Source organism: Haemophilus aegyptius (genome assembly GCF_900475885.1).
Lineage (GTDB): Bacteria > Pseudomonadota > Gammaproteobacteria > Enterobacterales > Pasteurellaceae > Haemophilus > Haemophilus influenzae.
Map to the genome: position 1 here is coordinate 778,512 of NZ_LS483429.1, position 16,769 is coordinate 795,280.

A 16,769-nucleotide genomic window follows, 5' to 3' on the forward strand; every position below is an offset into this window, starting at 1 on the left:
TTTCCTTAAATAATTCTGTTTTTTGGATCTTGTTGTGCGACTTTCGCACGAATTTTTGCTTCTAATTGGTTCACTATATCTTCGTTATCAAAACGCTCTTTTTGGCGTTCGCCGTCAAGATAATAACCGCTTTTTTTGTTACCGCCCGTTACGCCCAGATCGGAGATGAGCGCTTCGCCAGGACCATTTACTACACAACCGATAATAGATACATCCATTGGTGTAATAATATCTTCAAGGCGTTGTTCTAGCGCATTTACTGTGCCGATTACATCAAATTCTTGGCGAGAACAGGTTGGGCAAGCAATAAAGTTAATTCCTCTTGAACGAATCCGTAAAGATTTCAAAATATCAAAACCGACTTTGATTTCCTCTATGGGATCTGCCGCCAAAGAAACGCGCAGTGTATCGCCAATGCCCTCAGCTAATAACATTCCTAAACCCACTGCAGATTTTACTGCACCAGCGCGTGCGCCACCTGCTTCTGTAATGCCTAAATGTAAAGGCTGTTTAATTGCTTTAGCCAGTAAACGATAAGATTCAACCGCTAAAAATACATCAGAGGCTTTTACGCTCACTTTAAACTGATCGAAGTTAAGACGATCTAGAATTTCTACATGACGCAATGCGGATTCTAACAAGGCTTCTGGCGTTGGCTCGCCATATTTTTCTTGCAAATCTTTTTCTAAAGAGCCTGCATTTACACCAATACGAATCGGAATATTTTTGTCTCGCGCACAATCAACAACGGCACGGACGCGATCTTCACGACCAATGTTGCCAGGATTGATACGTAAACAATCCACTCCATATTCTGCGACTTTTAGCGCGATACGATAGTCGAAATGAATATCTGCTACGAGCGGGACATTCACTTGTTGTTTAATTTGTTTAAATGCTTCCGCAGCATCCATTGTTGGAACAGATACACGAACAATATCTGCACCAACACGTTCTAATGATTTAATTTGAGCAACTGTCGCTTCCACATCAGTGGTGCGAGTATTTGTCATTGATTGCACGGCAATCGGTGCATCTCCACCAATTGGTACATTTCCCACATATATTTTTGTCGATTCACGGCGCTTAATAGTTGGCTGAAAAGCTGACATTATTTTTCCTAAGGTTGTGAAAGTTTGAATTTTGCTACGCGACCATCCACTTTGAGAGGATAATTCTCGCCTTTGTAAGTGATACGCACATTGCTTGGCGCGCCTACAATTAATGAAAATTCATTGCCATTAAAGGTTAATATTTCGCCTTGTTTATATTCTTTTTGTGCTAATACGTGGCGAGCGTTATCTTTTACACTAATCCAACTGCTATTTGTTAGTATTTCAATCACTAAATCGCCTTTTGCTATAGGTAACGTTGGAGAAATACTTGGATTTTCGACCGCACTTTGAATGTCTGAAACTGATTTTTCATCGTTTTTGGGTTGTGAAACGCTATTTTCTTGTGCTATTTCTGGTAACAGATTATTTGTTATTTCTACTGGTTGTGAGACTGGTGCTGCTGTTTCTGGTGCAGATTTATTAGTTTCTTCTGTTGTCACAAGAGCGGTGGCGGGCTGATTGTTTTCGGTAGAGGCAACATAGCTTTGCACTAAATCATCGCGTTCTTGAGTATTTTGTTGATAACTTTGCCACCACCAAAGCCCAGTCATACCAATTACAATCACGAATACTATTGCGGTTAAACGCCCGATCCAACGATTGTGAGAGGAATATTGATTAACGGCACGGGTTGAACGTGCATTTTTCCCTAAATCATTTTTTTCTGTTTCAGCAAAAACAATATTTTCCCACACAGAATCTGGCAAACGTAAGAATTTTGCATAGCTGCGAACATAACCTTTGACAAATATAGAAGGCGTTGATTTTTGAATAAATTCATTATTTTCAAGTTGCTCTAATATAGAAGGGCGTAGCGTGATTTCTTTAGCGACATCTTCAAGAGAAAGATTTAAGGCTTCGCGTGTTTGACGAAAAATCTCACCAGGAGAAAGCACTTGCTCAGTAGTTGGATTCATAAATTTAATCAAATAATTAGGCGGTAAATAAGGGCTAAATTTTAAAGTCCAATACTTGATTTGGCAATGCTTTATTTTAGACTATTGAATTTTTCCGCACGTTTTCCATCGATTTGACGTAATTTTTCTAAAGTTTGCTGATAAATATCCATTTTTTGCGCGGAATAAGCACAAAGCGCGATATTTTCAAATGTATCCGCTTGATGATAATAATTCGGCGAATTAAGTGCTAATTCAAATTGTTGCTGGGCTTGTTCAAATTTCTTTTGACTACATAGAAACGTACCAAAATTATTATGCACATCGCCTTGTTTATGATTAAGGTTTACGGCTATTTCATATTCACGATGTGCATTCTCTATTTCCCCTTGTTGTTGATAATAATGTGCAAGTGCTGAATGCACGAGATAGTAATTTTTATCGTGTTGAAGTGCTTTATCTAAGTTGATTTTAGCCAGTTGAGGATTATTTTGCTGAAGATAGCTCAAAGCGAGTTCCACGCGCGCTTTAGCGGCAGCTTGATGATTTAAGCTAGATGCAGATTGTGAAACGCAAGCAGAAAAAATAAAAGGGAAAATAACCGCACTTAGTTGTTTACTTATTGTTTTCATTTTTTCTCCTTTTAACTGGGCAGGAAGAAATATTTAATATGCTTTAATTTGTATGAAAACATAGGGTATGTGAACTTGATTAATTCACATACCTAGAATATTAATTAACTTCTGTCACCCCAATATTTTGTCCAAATTGGCGTTTCATTGCCGTACGTTTAGTACGATCGATAACATCTCCCGCTAATTGCCCACAGGCTGCGTCAATATCATCTCCACGGGTTTTACGGATAATCACAGTAAAGCCATATTCCATCAAGGTTTTTTGGAAGCGGTCAATACGCGTATTCGAGCTTTTTGCATAAGGTGCTTCAGGGAACGGATTCCACGGAATTAAATTAATTTTACAAGGCGTATTTTTTAATACTTCTGCAAGTTGATGAGCGTGTTCTACGCCATCATTTACATGATCGAGCATCACATATTCAATCGTCACTTTGCCATGATTTGCATTTGATACTGTCAAATAACGATTTACCGAGTCAATCAATGTTTTGATATTATATTTTTTGTTGATTGGCACAATTTCATCACGTAATTCATCGTTTGGGGCATGTAATGAAATAGCCAAAGCCACATCGATCATTTTGCTCAAATTATCTAATGCTGGCACAACACCAGAAGTCGATAAGGTTACACGACGTTTTGATAAACCGTAGGCAAAATCATCTAACATAATTTCCATTGCAGGAACAACATTAGCAACATTCAATAAGGGTTCGCCCATTCCCATCATTACTACATTGGTAATGGGTCTAACGCCAGTCACCCCAAAGTTGCCAATAATTTTAGAGGCTCGCCATACTTGACCGATAATTTCTGAAACCGTTAAATTGCGGTTAAATCCTTGTTGTGCGGTTGAACAGAAGGTACAAGCTAAGGCACAGCCAACTTGGGAAGATACACAAAGCGTCGCGCGATCTGCTTCGGGAATATACACAGTTTCAACTTGCTGCTCGCCCACTTGCATTGCCCATTTTATCGTGCCATCGGCTGAACGCTGTTCAACGGCAACTTCTGGGGCTTTAATTTCTGCAACCGCCTTAAGTTTTTCACGTAATTTTTTATTAATGTTTGTCATATTGTCGAAGTTATCTTCGCCAAAATGATAAATCCATTTAACTAACTGATCTGCTCGAAATGGTTTTTCGCCGAGTTCTTTAAAAAATTCGCGCATTTGTTGGCGCGTTAAATCCATTAGATTAATTTTTTTAGCGGGTGCATCTGAGTGCACTGACAATAATTCTGACATTTTAGCCTCGTTATTACACATTGTGGCGATAGCGTTGTGCAGGTGTTTTTATCAAAAACTCACAATGAAAAATTCGCAATTAAAAAATGAACGGAGATTGTACAGATTTGTCACCGCATAATCTAGCGGAATTGAAAAACGATAGAAAATCTTACCGCACTTTTTTGCGATCTAGATCGCAAATATTTTCAATTGCAGCGGAAAAAGTGCGGTAAAATATCAGCCTATTTTTTAAGGTGACCAATAATGTTTAAAAAAGCTTTATTTATTTTATCTTTGTGTCCTTCTTTTGCGCTGGCACAGTCTTATGTTGTGTATGATTTTACCCATAATCGAGTGTTGGAAAGCCACGCGTCTGATAGTATTCAGCCTATTGCCTCTGTAACAAAATTAATGACGGCTAATGTATTTTTAGAGAATAATAAAAATCCTAATTGTCGAATCGCAATCACAAAAGAGGATACGGATCGAATTAAAGGCACTGGAACAAAATTACCTAAAAATATTCCTATCTCTTGTAACGAATTATTGAAAGCAATGCTTGTCCATTCTGATAACTATGCCGCCCACGCGCTTTCTCGTGCAGTGGGAATAAGTCGTCGCCAATTTATTAAGAAAATGAACGAAAAAGCCCATCAACTTGGTATGTATTCTACTCGTTTTCACGATAGTTCAGGGTTATCTAGCTATAATATTTCCAGCCCAATGGATTTAGTTAAGCTCGCCAAATATTCATTAAATAAATCGGACATTAAACGTTTATCTAATCTTAGTGCAACTTATATCCAAGCAGGGAAACACAAGCTTTATATTAAAAATACTAATAAGTTAGTGCGTGATGAAATCTTTGATGCGGCAGTGAATAAAACAGGCTACATTCAAGAATCTGGTTATAATCTCGTTTTCATTAATAAACACCTATGCAAAAATGCAACTATTGGCGTAATTAGTTTAAATAACACTTCCTCAGCGTATCGTTCTAGTTTTACTAAAAGCAAATTAGAAAAATTCGGCTGCACGGCATTAAATGGAAGAACAATTCGTGATGTAGCAGGAGAAGCCCAATATGAAGATGGCTATGATGAAGTGGGATTTAATACGCTAATTCAGAAATTATCAAAATAATGTTCGTAAATATAAAAACGCAAGATAACAGTTTGTTTTATCTCGCGTTTTTAGCTGATGAGCAGGCTGTTCTACAGTGACTTTTTCTTGGTCAGTTGTTTTGGTTTGTTCTGTCATTTTAGGTTTATCATCACAAGCAGCCAAGACTATTGCTGAACTTAATACTAACCAAAATGTTTTGTTCTTTTTTCATACATTCAATACATTTTGTACGAAATAATTATAAATAAATCTATTATTTTGATAATCATTCCCATTCCAAAACAATATAAAAAGTAGTACTATTATCTCCGATGAATAATTGTTGAGCTATTGAACAATTATTCAGGCATTCAATCTATCTTTTTTTAAATAAGGACATCTTATGCGAAATTCATTCAAAATTATGACCGCACTTGCACTTGGTTTATTTGCAATGCAAGCTAACGCAAAATTTAAAGTAGTTACCACCTTCACCGTGATTCAAGATATTGCGCAAAATGTGGCAGGCAATGCGGCAACGGTGGAATCTCTTACTAAACCTGGCGCAGAAATTCACGAATATGAACCAACGCCAAAAGACATTGTAAAAGCGCAATCTGCTGATTTAATTTTATGGAATGGCTTAAATTTGGAACGTTGGTTTGAGCGTTTCTTCCAAAATGTTAAAGATAAACCTGCTGTGGTAGTAACAGAAGGTATTCAACCATTATCTATTTATGAAGGCCCGTATAAAGATGCGCCTAACCCACATGCGTGGATGTCGCCATCTAATGCTTTAATTTATATTGAAAATATTAAAAATGCGTTAGTGAAATACGATCCACAAAATGCAGCTGTATATGAAAAAAATGCCGCTGACTATGCTCAAAAAATTAAACAACTTGATGAACCGCTTCGTGCAAAATTAGCACAAATTCCAGAAGAGCAACGCTGGCTTGTAACAAGTGAGGGTGCTTTCAGTTATTTGGCGAAAGATTACAACTTAAAAGAAGGTTATTTATGGCCAATCAATGCTGAACAACAAGGCTCACCACAACAAGTGCGTAAAGTGATTGATTTAGTTCGTAAAAACAATATTCCAGTTGTGTTTAGTGAAAGTACAATTTCAGCGAAACCTGCACAACAAGTAGCGAAAGAAAGTGGCGCAAAATACGGTGGCGTATTGTATGTTGATTCACTTTCTGCGAAAGAAGGCCCAGTGCCAACTTATATTGATTTGCTTAACGTCACTGTATCAACCATTGTTAAAGGATTCGGAAAATAATGGACTCTTTCTCGACATCAATTTGGGTTAATGATATAACTGTTCGTTACAACAATGGTCATACTGCTATTCACAATATGACGTTCTCACTCAATAGTGGAACTATTTGTGCGTTAGTTGGCGTGAATGGAAGTGGCAAGTCCACATTATTTAAAAGCATAATGGGACTTGTAAAGCCACAACAAGGCGAAATTAAACTTTGTGATTTGCCAATTTCCCAAGCATTGAAACGTAATTTGGTTGCTTATGTACCACAATCAGAAGAAGTGGACTGGCAATTTCCTGTGTCAGTGTATGATGTCGTGATGATGGGACGTTATGGGTATATGAATTTTCTTCGTATCCCCAAAGCGATTGATAAACAAAAAGTTCAAGAGGCGATGCAGCGAGTGAACATTGAGCATCTCGCGCATCGTCAAATTGGAGAGTTATCTGGCGGGCAGAAAAAACGCGTGTTTTTAGCCCGTGCTTTAGCACAACAAAGTCCAATTATTTTATTGGATGAACCTTTCACTGGCGTTGATGTGAAAACTGAAAATGCTATTGTTGATCTTCTTCAAAAGCTTCGAGAAGAAGGTCATCTTATTCTTGTCTCAACTCATAACTTAGGCTCTGTTCCTGATTTCTGTGATCAAGTGGTGATGATTAATCGTACGGTGATTGCAGCAGGGAAAACGGAAGATACCTTTAACCAACATAATTTGGAAATTGTGTTTGGTGGGGTATTACGCCATATTAAATTATTGGGCGAAAATTTACATAATGATGAAGATAAACGTGCGGTTACTGTCTTAACGGATGATGAAAAAGCCGTTGTATTCTATGGCGAAACTAAGCAAGATCCTCCAGCGCCAACAACTCAGGATTGCCATTTCGAAGACTGTCCTTATAAAAGTGCGGTCAAAAAAGAGAAGGATTAAGGCATGTTAGCATTATTATTAGAACCTTTTTCCTATGATTATATGCTCAGGGCGATGATCTTGAGCACGGCAGTTGGTGGGATTTGTGCTTTTTTGTCTTCATACTTAATGCTTAAAGGCTGGTCTTTGATTGGCGATGCGCTTTCTCATTCTGTTGTGCCTGGTGTCGCTATTGCTTATACCTTTTCTTTGCCTTATGCACTTGGTGCATTTTTTGCCGGAATTTTAGCCGCACTTTCCATTCTTTGGATTAAATCCATTTCTAAACTGAAAGAAGATGCCGTGATCGGATTTATTTTTAGTACTTTCTTTGCATTAGGTCTATTGATCATTTCTTTAAATCCAACTGCAGTAAATGTGCAAAGTATTATTTTAGGCAATATTTTAGGTATTGCTGACGAAGATATTTACCAAGTGGCAATTATCATCGGCGTTTGTTTAGTATTGCTTTTACTGTTCTGGAAAGACTTATTACTGATCTTTTTCGATGAAACACAAGCAAGAACGGTAGGGCTTTCGCCATTATTTTATAAAGTTTTGTTTTTTACTCTATTAAGTGCTTGTGTAGTAGCTGCATTGCAAACTGTGGGTGCGATTTTAGTGATTGCGATGGTCATTACCCCGGGTGCGACGGCATATTTACTCACAGATAAATTCAAAACTTTATCAATCATTGCCATTATTTTAGGGGCGGTGACAAGTTTTGTTGGGGTCTATATTAGCTATTATTTAGATGGTGCTACTGGCGGTGTGATTGTCACATTGCAAACATTATTATTCTTGGCAGCTTTCTTATTTTCACCAAAATATGGTTTACTCACTCGCAATAAAAAGGCGGTAGAAAATGTTTGATTGGCTTTTAGAACCGCTACAATTTGAGTTTATGCAAAATGCATTATTGACCGCATTGATTGTTTCGATTATCTGTGCGTTACTTTCTTGTTATTTAGTCTTGAAAGGCTGGTCATTAATGGGCGATGCCATTTCTCACGCTGTATTACTCGGTATTGTGCTTGCTTATTTGGCAGGAATCCCTTTAGCGATTGGCGCGTTTTTCTCAGGCATTTTTTGCTCCCTTGGCGTGGGATATTTAAAAGAAAATAGCCGTATAAAAGAAGATACCGCAATGGGCATTGTATTTTCTGGAATGTTTGCTATTGGTCTTGTTATATTCACCAAAATTCAAACAGAACAGCATTTAACCCATATTTTGTTTGGTAATGTGTTGGGCGTAAGTCATCAAGAACTCATTCAAAGTGCGGTCATTTCTGCGATAATTTTTTGTATGATTGTCTTTAAACGTAAAGATTTTTTGCTTTATTGTTTTGACCCAAACCACGCCCGTGTTGCAGGGCTTTCTCCTAAAATTTTACATTATGGTTTGTTAATGCTGCTTGCTTTAACTATTGTAAGCACGATGCAAGTGGTTGGCGTTATTTTGGTGGTGGCAATGTTAATTGCACCAGGAATTACTGCACTTACGCTAACAAAATCTTTTGATAAAATGTTATGGATTGCTATTATAAGTTCCATTACATCAAGCCTAATTGGCGTAATCTTGAGCTATCATTTTGATGCCTCAACAGGTGCTTGTATTATTCTTCTGCAAGCCGCATTTTTTGTTATAGCATTAGCTTATAGCAAGATTAGAATAAGATAATTTTTCTACCCCTCTTTTCTCAAAGAGGAGGTAGAAAATCGCAATAAATTTATCCGTTTGGAGATAAATAAAGTCATTCGTCTAATCGCCAATCTAAGCCAAACCCAACCCCATTTGCCAAAACGCAATTTCCATTCTAGTTGCAGTGGTGAAAATCTGTTGAATCTCAGCAAGCTGACTTGGGTTTAGTGGTTTGCAAAGTGCGGTAAGAAAATCAACGGTTTCTTGGGCGGCGTGTTGAAATTCCTCGCTCGCATAGGTGTCAATCCACGTTTGATAAGGATTGTTCGGTAAGCGAGGATAATGCTGAGTAATGTAACGAGCAACTTGAGCGTAACCCAAAGCACAAGGGGTTACAGCTGCATAAAGTTCAGCCAAACTGCCCGTCATGCCGCAATCAAGCAAATAGCGAGTATAAGCAATGCAAGCGGCACTTTCTTGAGTAGCAAAAATCTCTTGCTCACTAATTCCCCACTCACGGCAATAATTTAAATGTAGTTGAATTTCTTGGCAAAGAATCTCTAAGGTTTTACGAGGTGTTTCCATTTCAGCGAAATTTTTTGACTTGAATACACCTAAGGCAAAGGCTCGGCTGTAATGAAAAAGATAGAGATAATCCTGCTTCAAATAATGCTGAAAACAAGCTTTTGGTAGCGTACCTTTTGCGAGCTGTTGCACAAATTCGTGTTCAATATATTGTTGCCAATAAGGCTGAGCTTGTTGAATGAGTTGTTCAATCATCTTTTTTTCCTTATTTAATTTCTACCGCATATTCTTTCAACGCTAAGGCTTTTGGAATTAAGCCTTTTTGTTGCATAAATTCTGCCATTTGTTGATAACGTTTAGCGTCTAATTTGCGAGGTTTATCGGCTAAAAAGGGGAGCGTGTCTTTCCACGCCAGTTGGTTTAATGGCGTGTTAAGTTCGTTTGGTTTATAGCTGACAAAGGCTTGCCACGCTTCATTGGGGTGAGCTTGTAGATAGCTTGTGGCTTGTTCAAGTGCGGTCAAAAATGCCGATGTTTTTTTATCTGTTACGTTGTTTTTATTAGCAACTAAAATCAACTCATCATAAGCAGGCACACCATATTGTTCTGGGAAGAATGCGATACCTTCTTGCTTTTCTAAAGCAAGCTGATTGAGTTCAAAATTACGAAATGCACCAATCACAGCATCCACTTGTCCAGTTAAAAGAGAGGGCGAAAGCGACCAATTTACATTCACTAATTCCACATCTTTATTGCTTAAACCAATAGAATGAAGCATTGTATCAAGTAATCCATCTTCAAAACCGCTGACAGAATACCCCACTTTTTTACCTTTTAAATCAGCAAGGCTTTTCAAATTGCTCTTTTTTAGTACCACTACGCTATTTAATGGATTTGAAATCAGTGAACCCACCCGCACTAAAGGCAAGCCTTCTGCCACTTGTTGATAAAGCTGAGGCTGATAACTCACGGCTAAATCAACTTTTTCTGCCGCCGCTAATTTCGGCGGTAATGCAGGATCAGCAGGTTCGATAATTTCAACCTCCAAGTTATTTTTCTCAAAAAAGCCTTTTTGTTGAGCCACAATGATGGCTGCATGATCGGGATTTACATACCAATCTAGCATTATGCTGATTTTCTCTTTTGCAAAGCTAGGAAGCGTGAGCATTAGCCCCATTACAAAGCTGAAATAACGGATGATTATCTTCATTTTTTCTCCTTTAATGAAAAGTTAAACAGACCAAATAAAACGGTGTAATAGCCAATCAATGCTGAAATATAAACAGAGTGAAATTGACACTAAAATCAGTAAGGCGGCAAACATTAAATCGACTTGCATTCGGGCATTGGCGTGAATCATCAAATACCCCAAGCCTTCAGATGAACCTACCCATTCACCTACCACCGCACCAATCGGGGCGACAGAAACGGCAATTCGCAAGCCCGAAGCAAAAGCAGGCAAAGCCGCAGGTAATCGCACTTTAAGCAATAAACGCAAGGGGGAAATGTTAAAGGTTTTCGCCAAATCGAGCCACGCTTGTGGGGTGTTGCGTAGTCCATCATAACAAGCTGCCGTGACGGGGAAGTAGATAATCAGCACCGACATCACAATTTTGGATGCCATTCCATAGCCAAACCACAACACCAACAACGGCGCAATAGCAAACACGGGAATCGCTTGCGAAATGACCAAAATCGGCAATAAGACGGCAGAAATTTGACGAGAAAATGAGAGCAACAACGCCGAAATCAACCCAAATAGAAAGCCTAACAACAGCCCTAAGCAGATTTCTAACAACGTGACTTGCGTATGCTGCCAAAGCAGTTCAGCGTGTGTGAATAACTGCTGCCCTACAGCTTGCGGTGAGGGAAAAATGTAGTGTGGGAAGCTGCCCAAGGTTGCGACCATTTGCCAGATCATCAACAACACGCCAACAATTAAAAGCGGTTTAAGTAGGCGAATTTTCATTGTTCGCCCTCTAATTCCTGCAATAATTGTTGCTGCAACGCCCATAAATTGGCTTGATGCAACTCACGCGGGGCGTTACCTTCGGGCAGAATCACCGCCGATAATGCTGTTTGATGAGTTTCAGGCGAACGCAACACAAAAATACGCTGACTTAGCCGTAATGCCTCTTGCGGATCGTGGGTCACGAGCAGCACTGATTTATCTTCGAGCAGTTCAAAGGCTAAATCTTGAAGTTGATGGCGACTGATGGCATCAAGAGCGGAAAAAGGCTCATCAAGCAAAATCAAATCCGCCTCTTGCATTAAGGTGCGTGCCAAGGCAACCCGCTGTTTTTGCCCGCCAGAAAGCTGCGAACAAGGCTTGTGCCAATGTGCTGCCATTCCCACTTTTTCAAGCAACATTTTAGCTTTTTCAGTGGTTTTTGCAGATTTTCGCCCAAATAAGACCGCTTGCAACTGCACGTTATCGACAATTGACAACCACGGATAAAGTGTCTCTTTTTGCGGCAACCACGCAATACGAATTTTCGGTTCAAATAGGATTTTCCCCTGCACCATGCCTTGCGTTTCAATACCCGCCAGTAGTCGCAAAAGTGTCGATTTTCCCACGCCTGAACTGCCCAATAAGCTCACCCATTCGTTCGGCAACAGGGTTAAATTAAGATGCTCAAATAACGTTTGCCCATTAAAGGCAAGACTCAAATCTTGAATATGCACCATTGCTCGCCTCAATGATTAAAGGGAATGCGTAATAAAAAAGAAAGGATAAGAAATGGAATGAAAAGAAAATGGACTTTTTGGCATATTAGTTTCCTACGTCAGTGCTAACTGTTTCAGGTTCACGGGTATCATCTCAGCCTTTCGGCACCCCGACTAAAAATTGTTGGTAAGTTTACGCTTGTTTGGTAGAAAAAACAAGCGATTAGGTTTCTATCCGAATGGAACAAGAAAAGCATTTTTAAATTTTTCTTGCTAAGATACAACGGAGATAGTACAACTGATATTAGATCCTAATTTTAGGAAGGTATAATCAACGTCTAGTAAAAAGTTCTATAAATCTATATCATGTTTATTATTTTTTAGGGATAACTTCTATTTTATTCAATGAACGGTACAATATGTCAATCAATCAATCAATCAATCAATCAATCAATCAATCAATCAATCAATCAATCAATCAATCAATCAATCAATCAAAGTCTGTCATTATTGCAGGTAATGGAACAAGTTTAAAATCAATTGACTATAGTTTATTACCTAAAGATTATGATGTTTTCCGTTGCAATCAATTTTATTTTGAAGGTCATTATTTTCTTGGCAAGAAAATAAAAAAAGTATTTTTTAATTGCTCTGTAATTTTTGAACAATACTATACTTTTATGCAATTAATTAAAAATAATGAATATGAATATGCTGATATTATTTTATCATCTTTTGTCAATTTAGGAGATTCAGAATTAAAGAAAATCAAAAATGTACAAAAATTACTAACACAAGTTGATATTGGACATTATTATTTAAACAAGCTACCCGCCTTTGATGCCTATTTACAATATAACGAATTATATGAAAATAAGAGAATTACATCAGGCGTTTATATGTGTGCAGTGGCAACTGCAATGGGTTATAAAGATCTTTATTTAACAGGTATTGATTTTTATCAAGAAAAAGGGAATCCTTACGCATTTCATCATCAAAAAGAAAATATTATTAAATTATTACCTTCTTTTTCAAAAAATAAAAGTCAAAGCGATATCCATTCTATGGAATATGATTTAAATGCACTTTATTTTTTACAAAAACATTATGGAGTAAATATTTATTGCATTTCGCCAGAAAGTCCTCTATGTAATTATTTTCCTTTATCACCACTGAATAACCCAATTCCTTTTATTCTCGAAGAAAAGAAAAATTACACACAAGATATTTTAATTCCGCCGAAGTTTGTATATAAAAAAATTGGTATATATTCCAAACCAAGAATTTACCAAAATCTGATTTTTCGGTTGTTCTGGGATATATTACGTTTACCTAATGATATAAAACACGCCTTAAAATCAAGAAAATGGGATTAGATAACCTTATATCACACAACTAATGGACATAGCCCTAAATATGAGAGGTTATCTCACTCGCTACAACAATACTTTTTAGCAACAGGTTTTTTATTTTATTGAAAATCACCATTCTTACCACACAAAACAGTGATATAATTTTTTAGTCTCAATAATTAACAAGGAAATCATTATGGCCATTTTAGTGACGGGGGGTGCTGGTTATATCGGTTCTCACACAGTTGTAGAATTATTAAATGCTGGCAAAGAGGTGGTGGTATTAGATAATCTTTGCAATTCATCGCCAAAATCCCTTGAGCGTGTAAAACAAATTACGGGCAAAGAAGCAAAGTTTTATGAAGGCGATATTTTAGATCGTGCTTTGTTACAAAAAATTTTTGCAGAAAATGAGATTAACTCGGTTATTCACTTTGCAGGGTTAAAAGCCGTAGGGGAAAGTGTTCAAAAGCCGACAGAATATTACATGAACAATGTCGCTGGCACCCTTGTATTAATTCAAGAAATGAAAAAAGCTGGTGTTTGGAACTTTGTATTTAGCTCATCTGCAACGGTTTACGGCGATCCAAAAATTATTCCAATTACAGAGGATTGTGAGGTCGGCGGTACAACCAACCCTTATGGTACCTCTAAATATATGGTTGAACAGATTTTACGCGATACAGTAAAAGCGGAACCAAAATTTAGCATGACTATCTTGCGTTATTTTAATCCAGTTGGGGCGCATGAAAGTGGCTTGATTGGTGAAGATCCAAATGGTATTCCAAATAATTTATTACCTTATATTAGCCAAGTTGCTATCGGTAAATTAGCACAACTTTCTGTATTTGGTAGTGATTACGACACTCACGATGGAACAGGGGTGCGTGATTATATTCATGTAGTTGATTTGGCAGTGGGGCATTTAAAAGCACTTCAACGTCATGAAAATGATGCTGGTTTACATATTTATAACCTAGGTACAGGTCATGGTTATTCCGTATTAGATATGGTAAAAGCCTTTGAAAAAGCCAACAATATTACAATTGCATATAAACTTGTAGAACGCCGCTCAGGCGATATTGCCACTTGCTATTCTGATCCTAGTTTAGCGGCAAAAGAGCTTGGTTGGGTGGCAGAACGTGGTCTTGAAAAAATGATGCAAGACACGTGGAACTGGCAGAAAAATAATCCAAAAGGGTATAGAGATTAATATTCTCTAATATTTGTTTTTCTTTTTTAGGAAGAAGAATGCTAAACATTGGGGGAATGATTAAAAATCCCCTAATTTTTACAAAAATCCTTTAATTGAAAGGCGAAATTTCTAAAATACAACTAAAATTAACCGCACTTTATGTCAAATTCCCTTTCTTCTCAAATTTTTACGCGCAAGATGTTAATTTGCGCCTTCACAGGTTTTAATTCTGGTTTGCCATTATTTGTGTTATTGCAAATGTTGCCTGTTTGGCTGACAGATAAACATCTTTCAATTGAGCTTATTGGTGCAGTAACGGGTGTGATGTTGCCTTATGGATTGAAATTTTTGTGGGCACCATTATTGGATCGTTATTTCCCGAGTTTTTTAGGGCGTCGTCGTAGCTGGATGCTGCTTTCACAAGTGGCATTATTGATTTTACTTTACATCATTAGCCTGTTTGATCCGCTCACACAACTGGGTACAGTAGCAAATATTGCGTTGCTTATCGCCTTTTTTTCAGCTACACAAGATATCGTGTTGGATGCGTATCGTCGTGAAATTTTGAGTGATCATGAATTAGGTTTAGGAAACACTATTCATATTAATGCTTATCGAATTGCGGGATTAATTCCAGGGGGATTATCGCTATATTTGGCGGCGATTTATCCTTGGGAAACCGTCTTTTTATGGACCGCACTTTGTATGTTAGCAGGCATCTTCATGACACTATTTTTAGCCAAAGAGCCGAAAATCAACGTGCAACAATCTAATCAGCCGTTCTATCAAGCATTTTGGATTCCATTACAAGAATTTTTCCAGCGTAAGGGCGTCATTCAGGCTATCGGTTTTTTACTATTTTTGTTTTTGTATAAGTTCGGGGATTCTTTTGCCACAACGTTACAAACCAAATTTATTTATGACATGGGATTTAGCAAAGAGGATATTGCTATTGTTGTAAAAAGTACCGCACTTTGGTCAAGCATTTTATCTGGGCTTGCTGGTGGTATGATAATGCTAAAACTGGGTATTAATCGTGCATTGTGGCTATTTGGGCTTGTACAAATGGTAACAATTGGTGGGTTTATTTGGTTGTCTGCTTTCGGTCATTTTGATGTTATTACATCTGCCGAGTTATGGAAACTAGGTGTTGTGATTGCAGCAGAATATATCGGCGTTGGACTTGGTACCGCAGCTTTTGTGGCTTTCATGGCACGTGAGAGTAATCCTCTTTATACTGCAACACAGCTTGCACTTTTTACAAGCCTTTCAGCTTTGCCAAGTAAAGTTTTAGGTATACTTTCTGGTTATGTTGTGGGAGCAGTGGGGTATTATCAGTATTTTTGGTTTTGTTTATTTTTAGCGATTCCCGGCATGCTTTGTTTATTTTGGGTAGCACCTTTGAAGCAAGAAAATAATAAGACCAGCTCAGTATAAAAGTGCGGTAAAAATTATAAAAAATTTGACCGCACTATGCTTTATCAGTATCTTAATCACGTTTTGTATTAATGGAGATTTTTTATGAAAATTATTCTTTTAGGTGCACCGGGTGCAGGTAAAGGCACCCAAGCACAATTTATTATGAACAAATTTGGTATCCCGCAAATTTCAACTGGTGATATGTTCCGTGCTGCAATCAAAGCGGGGACTGAACTTGGCAAACAAGCTAAAGCATTAATGGATGAAGGTAAATTAGTACCAGATGAATTAACCGTTGCCCTTGTAAAAGATCGTATTGCTCAAGCTGACTGCACAAATGGTTTCTTGTTAGATGGTTTCCCTCGTACTATTCCACAAGCGGATGCACTGAAAGATTCAGGTGTTAAAATTGACTTTGTTTTAGAATTTGATGTGCCAGACGAAGTGATTGTTGAACGTATGAGTGGCCGTCGCGTACACCAAGCGTCTGGTCGTTCTTACCACATCGTTTATAATCCACCAAAAGTGGAAGGTAAAGATGATGTAACAGGCGAAGATTTAATTATTCGTGCAGACGATAAACCAGAAACTGTATTAGATCGTTTAGCCGTATATCATAAACAAACTAGCCCATTAATTGATTATTACCAAGCAGAAGCGAAAGCGGGGAATACTCAATATTTCCGTTTAGACGGTACACAAAAAGTGGAAGAAGTTAGCCAAGAGTTAGATAAAATCTTAGGCTAAAAATAATCTAAAAATTAACCGCACTTTAGAAAATATAATTAATCTGCACCTTAAAGG

Annotated in this window: 18 protein-coding genes and 1 riboswitch; of the genes, 9 read left to right on the forward strand and 9 right to left on the reverse strand. The window is 37.7% G+C overall.

Annotated elements, in window-relative coordinates; genetic code table 11:
* Positions 1-5 precede the first annotated feature (5 nt).
* The 4 genes from ispG to DQN49_RS04195 form a co-directional block, all read right to left on the reverse strand.
* Positions 6-1,112, reverse strand: a complete 1,107-nt coding sequence (gene ispG, locus DQN49_RS04180) for a flavodoxin-dependent (E)-4-hydroxy-3-methylbut-2-enyl-diphosphate synthase (protein WP_006996131.1) — start codon at positions 1,110-1,112, stop codon at positions 6-8.
* Between the two features lie 8 nt (positions 1,113-1,120).
* The gene (locus DQN49_RS04185) at positions 1,121-2,032 is read right to left on the reverse strand and encodes a RodZ domain-containing protein (RefSeq protein ID WP_006996132.1); all 912 of its coding nucleotides are present in this window, start codon (positions 2,030-2,032) and stop codon (positions 1,121-1,123) included.
* A gap of 71 nt (positions 2,033-2,103) precedes the next feature.
* Complete coding sequence (pilW, locus tag DQN49_RS04190) at positions 2,104-2,643, reverse strand: type IV pilus biogenesis/stability protein PilW (protein ID WP_006996133.1); 540 nt, start codon at positions 2,641-2,643, stop codon at positions 2,104-2,106.
* 100 nt (positions 2,644-2,743) lie between these two features.
* The gene (locus DQN49_RS04195; RefSeq protein WP_013527479.1) at positions 2,744-3,895 is read right to left on the reverse strand and encodes a bifunctional tRNA (adenosine(37)-C2)-methyltransferase TrmG/ribosomal RNA large subunit methyltransferase RlmN; all 1,152 of its coding nucleotides are present in this window, start codon (positions 3,893-3,895) and stop codon (positions 2,744-2,746) included.
* A gap of 246 nt (positions 3,896-4,141) precedes the next feature.
* On the opposite strand from DQN49_RS04195, the gene DQN49_RS04200 reads away from it, so the two are divergent.
* The gene (locus tag DQN49_RS04200; RefSeq protein ID WP_005662660.1) at positions 4,142-5,020 is read left to right on the forward strand and encodes a D-alanyl-D-alanine carboxypeptidase family protein; all 879 of its coding nucleotides are present in this window, start codon (positions 4,142-4,144) and stop codon (positions 5,018-5,020) included.
* On the opposite strand, the gene DQN49_RS10565 is transcribed toward DQN49_RS04200, so the two are convergent.
* Positions 5,012-5,137 carry a hypothetical protein gene (locus DQN49_RS10565; protein ID WP_257005528.1) on the reverse strand — a complete coding sequence of 42 codons (126 nt, stop codon included), beginning with the start codon at positions 5,135-5,137 and terminating at the stop codon, positions 5,012-5,014. The two genes, DQN49_RS04200 and DQN49_RS10565, sit on opposite strands and share 9 nt — an antisense overlap.
* A 247-nt stretch (positions 5,138-5,384) precedes the next feature.
* Here DQN49_RS10565 and DQN49_RS04205 point away from each other — a divergent pair, with 247 nt between their 5' ends.
* Genes DQN49_RS04205 through DQN49_RS04220 form a run of 4 tightly spaced genes read left to right on the forward strand, consistent with a single transcriptional unit; the run spans position 5,385 to position 8,846 of the window.
* On the forward strand, positions 5,385-6,266 hold the full coding sequence (locus DQN49_RS04205; protein ID WP_005662662.1) for a metal ABC transporter substrate-binding protein: 882 nt from the start codon (positions 5,385-5,387) through the stop codon (positions 6,264-6,266).
* Positions 6,266-7,186 carry an ATP-binding cassette domain-containing protein gene (locus DQN49_RS04210; RefSeq protein WP_006996135.1) on the forward strand — a complete coding sequence of 307 codons (921 nt, stop codon included), beginning with the start codon at positions 6,266-6,268 and terminating at the stop codon, positions 7,184-7,186. The genes DQN49_RS04205 and DQN49_RS04210 overlap by 1 nt, the downstream gene beginning before the upstream one ends.
* Positions 7,187-7,189: 3 nt before the next feature.
* Positions 7,190-8,038, forward strand: a complete 849-nt coding sequence (locus DQN49_RS04215; RefSeq protein WP_006996136.1) for a metal ABC transporter permease — start codon at positions 7,190-7,192, stop codon at positions 8,036-8,038.
* On the forward strand, positions 8,031-8,846 hold the full coding sequence (locus DQN49_RS04220) for a metal ABC transporter permease (protein ID WP_006996137.1): 816 nt from the start codon (positions 8,031-8,033) through the stop codon (positions 8,844-8,846). The genes DQN49_RS04215 and DQN49_RS04220 overlap by 8 nt, the downstream gene beginning before the upstream one ends.
* A gap of 93 nt (positions 8,847-8,939) precedes the next feature.
* On the opposite strand, the gene tenA is transcribed toward DQN49_RS04220, so the two are convergent.
* The 4 genes from tenA to DQN49_RS04240 are packed head-to-tail and all read right to left on the reverse strand — an operon-like array spanning position 8,940 to position 12,020.
* Positions 8,940-9,587, reverse strand: coding sequence for a thiaminase II (gene tenA / locus DQN49_RS04225; protein ID WP_006996138.1), 648 nt, complete (start codon positions 9,585-9,587; stop codon positions 8,940-8,942).
* Between the two features lie 10 nt (positions 9,588-9,597).
* Entirely contained in the window at positions 9,598-10,542 is a 945-nt protein-coding gene (locus tag DQN49_RS04230; RefSeq protein ID WP_006996139.1) for an ABC transporter substrate-binding protein, read from the reverse strand.
* A 21-nt stretch (positions 10,543-10,563) separates the two neighbouring features.
* A complete protein-coding gene (locus DQN49_RS04235; protein ID WP_005649115.1) occupies positions 10,564-11,301 on the reverse strand; it encodes an ABC transporter permease in 738 nt (245 codons plus the stop codon).
* A complete protein-coding gene (locus DQN49_RS04240) occupies positions 11,298-12,020 on the reverse strand; it encodes an ABC transporter ATP-binding protein (protein ID WP_006996140.1) in 723 nt (240 codons plus the stop codon). Before DQN49_RS04240 ends, DQN49_RS04235 begins: the two co-directional genes overlap by 4 nt.
* A gap of 73 nt (positions 12,021-12,093) precedes the next feature.
* Positions 12,094-12,182, reverse strand: a riboswitch (TPP riboswitch).
* Positions 12,183-12,418: 236 nt separating this feature from the next.
* On the opposite strand from DQN49_RS04240, the gene DQN49_RS04245 reads away from it, so the two are divergent.
* From DQN49_RS04245 to adk, 4 genes are all read left to right on the forward strand, one after another.
* Complete coding sequence (locus DQN49_RS04245; RefSeq protein WP_006996141.1) at positions 12,419-13,375, forward strand: alpha-2,3-sialyltransferase; 957 nt, start codon at positions 12,419-12,421, stop codon at positions 13,373-13,375.
* Between the two features lie 172 nt (positions 13,376-13,547).
* The gene (gene galE / locus DQN49_RS04250) at positions 13,548-14,564 is read left to right on the forward strand and encodes a UDP-glucose 4-epimerase GalE (protein ID WP_006996142.1); all 1,017 of its coding nucleotides are present in this window, start codon (positions 13,548-13,550) and stop codon (positions 14,562-14,564) included.
* A gap of 141 nt (positions 14,565-14,705) precedes the next feature.
* Positions 14,706-15,983, forward strand: a complete 1,278-nt coding sequence (locus DQN49_RS04255; RefSeq protein ID WP_081457584.1) for an MFS transporter — start codon at positions 14,706-14,708, stop codon at positions 15,981-15,983.
* A gap of 84 nt (positions 15,984-16,067) precedes the next feature.
* Positions 16,068-16,712: an adenylate kinase gene (adk, locus tag DQN49_RS04260; RefSeq protein WP_005649108.1), complete on the forward strand. Its 645-nt coding sequence runs from the start codon at positions 16,068-16,070 to the stop codon at positions 16,710-16,712.
* The last annotated feature ends 57 nt before the right edge of the window (positions 16,713-16,769 follow it).